Here is a 2,321-nt window from a genome sequence, read left to right as displayed (position 1 = left end):
CCTCGCATCGATCCGGAAGAACAGCGCCGCCTGGCCGAGATCGCCAGGCAGCGCGGGCCCGAGTTTTGGGACGCCGGCGTAGTCCCTCGGCAAGGTCTGCAGGCCGTCGGCGGTCGAGCGGTTTTCCGTGGTGAAGAGCTCGGAAGGTTGGTCGTTGGCACGACGCCTGGTGTCGAGCGCCCAGATCAGGCTGCCAAGGACCGCGATGCTGGCAACACCTCCCAAGCCGATGAGCACCTTGCGCGAAAGCCGCGCCACCTTGGCAGGTTCGGGCCGCAGACGCAGTTCAGCGCGGATGTCCCGGTTCAAGCCATTCGTTGGGTCGCTCATCTGAACAATCCTGCGCTATGCCGGGGCCGGCTCCCATCGGTGCGCACGATGCGGACGCGCCTCTCGCTCGTCTTGCCGCCGAGTCTTAGTTCGGCAGCGGCAAAGAGGCGGTCGACGACGTAGTAATTCTGCCGGGCGCGGTAGTTGACCAGCTCGGAGCCCCCTGACGGGCCGATGACGAAGAGCGGCGGCATCTCGCCCTGGCCAATGCCAGACGGAAACTCGATGTAGACCTTCGCGCCATCGTCGAAGGCGCGCAGCGGCCTCCAGGGTGCGGCGTCACCCTCGATGCGATAGCGGAAATTGAGTTTCTGGATGTCGACGCCGGCAGCGACTGGCTGTGCTGCGGACGCCTGTGCGTTCTGGCGCCGCAGCGCGATCAACTCATCCTGCGGATACTGCCATGATACCGAGGCCATATAGGTCTTTTCGGTCGATCGCAGCTCGAGATGATAGGTGCGACGGTCGCTGTTGATGACAAGGTTGGTCTGGAGGTCGGGGCGCGTCGGCTTGATGAGAATATGGACCTGTTGCCGTTCCCCTGCCCCACTCTGGGTATCGCCAATGATCCAGCGCACGGTGTCGCCGGCGGCAACGGGGCCCGAGCCGACCAGCTGCTCTCCCGGCTGCAGGGCGATGTCGGTGACCTGTCCGGGTGCGGCATAGATCTGATAGAGCGCGCCTTCGCTCCAGGGATAGAGCTGGATGGCGTTGATAAAGCCGTTGCGGACGGGCTGCATTCGTGCCGCCTCATTGGCCTGACTGATCCGCTGTTTAGGGTCGGTCAGTTCTGCCTTCGCCTTTCCGGTGTCGACTGGTTTCAACTGGCCGGGAAGCGGAAGAGGTTTCGGCAGTTCCACCACCTTAATCGGACCAGGTGGATCGATCTTCTTCACGGCAGGCATAGCAGCATCGTCATATTGGACCTCCGGCGGAATGTATTTTTTGGAGGCGCAGCCGGCGAGCGCCGTCGCAGATAGCAATGCCACGGCCAGAAGATGGGCCTTTGGGATGTTGCGGGCAGTCTGCCTCGTCGTATCGCGGGTTCGTGCCGCACCCATCATGAAAGCTCCTTCGACCAGTTGATGGCATTGATGTAGACGCCGAGTGGATTGGCCTTCAGCCGGTCGGCATCGCGGGGTGGCTGGATGATGATTGTGAGGATGGCAGTCCAACGCTCGGTGCTGGTCAGACTGCCGTTCTCATAGCGGCGTTCGATCCAGGCGACGCGGAACGAATCCTGCGAGGCGCGGATGACGCTGGAGACCTCGATTGCGATCTGGACTTTGCCGACCTTGGCGAAGGGATCGTTCACCCGGGCGTAATCGTTGAGAGATACAGCGCCGCGGTCGGTGGTGTAGTCATAGGCGCGCAACCAGTTCTGGCGGACAATGACCGGATCGTCCGGCACGCTTCTAATCTGCTCGATGAACCGAGCGAGATGCCATGCGATCTGCGGATCGGTCGGCCGATAGTCGGCAACAGCTGGAGCGACCGCCTGGGCCTCGCCAAGTTTATCGACCTGAACGATCCAGGGAACCACGGTTCCGCGTGTGGATTGCCAGACCAGTGCTGCGGCGAAACCAGCCGCCAGGACGAGCGAGCCGAAGGCCATCACCCGCCAGTTCTTCGCCTGCACACGAGCCGAGCCTATGCGCTCGTCCCAGACCTGTGCTGCACGCTGGTAGGGCGTCTCGGGCAGCGGTGTTTTTCCGTAACGAACGGAAGGTCGTCTGAAGAGGTTCATCGGCGCTCGTCCTGACTGAGGGAAACATTCATCGAGCCGCCGCCGTGATCGCCCGATCGGACCGAATGTGCGGCCGTGCTGGCGCCATGGCTCATGGCCTGGCCGCGCTTCATGCGGGTGGCCCATTCCGGCGGGGATCCCGCACTGGCTTCGCCGCCTGAAGTTCGCCCTGAAGCAGCTCCCGATGGCTGCTCTCCACCGGTCGCACTCCATGCGGCCGAGCGGCCAGCCTGCTGGCTGGAAG

2 protein-coding genes and 2 pseudogenes are annotated in these 2,321 nt (G+C 63.3%); all 4 read right to left on the bottom strand.

What is annotated here, in order from left to right; genetic code table 11:
- Nucleotides 1-330 (bottom strand): annotated as a pseudogene (locus EN884_RS33385) (conjugal transfer protein TraI); the annotation flags it as partial.
- Nucleotides 327-1,394 (bottom strand): P-type conjugative transfer protein TrbG, encoded by a 1,068-nt coding sequence (gene trbG / locus EN884_RS33380; RefSeq protein ID WP_063170709.1) that lies wholly within the window; start codon nucleotides 1,392-1,394, stop codon nucleotides 327-329. The gene trbG and the pseudogene EN884_RS33385, both read right to left, overlap by 4 nt.
- The gene (trbF, locus tag EN884_RS33375; protein ID WP_063170710.1) at nucleotides 1,391-2,077 is read right to left on the bottom strand and encodes a conjugal transfer protein TrbF; all 687 of its coding nucleotides are present in this window, start codon (nucleotides 2,075-2,077) and stop codon (nucleotides 1,391-1,393) included. The genes trbG and trbF overlap by 4 nt, the downstream gene beginning before the upstream one ends.
- A pseudogene (locus EN884_RS39145) lies at nucleotides 2,074-2,321 on the bottom strand (P-type conjugative transfer protein TrbL); the annotation flags it as partial. The gene trbF and the pseudogene EN884_RS39145, both read right to left, overlap by 4 nt.

The sequence above is a fragment of the Mesorhizobium sp. M7A.F.Ca.AU.001.01.1.1 genome (assembly GCF_004022735.1).
Lineage (GTDB): Bacteria > Pseudomonadota > Alphaproteobacteria > Rhizobiales > Rhizobiaceae > Mesorhizobium > Mesorhizobium ciceri.
This window is presented reverse-complemented; position numbering and strand designations above follow the sequence as displayed.

What these genes read in the sequence shown, in the direction of transcription:
- trbG (WP_063170709.1), bottom strand. Translation starts at nt 1,394, where the DNA reads ATGATGGGTGCGGCACGAACCCGCGATACGACGAGGCAGACTGCCCGC.
- trbF (WP_063170710.1), bottom strand. Translation starts at nt 2,077, where the DNA reads ATGAACCTCTTCAGACGACCTTCCGTTCGTTACGGAAAAACACCGCTG.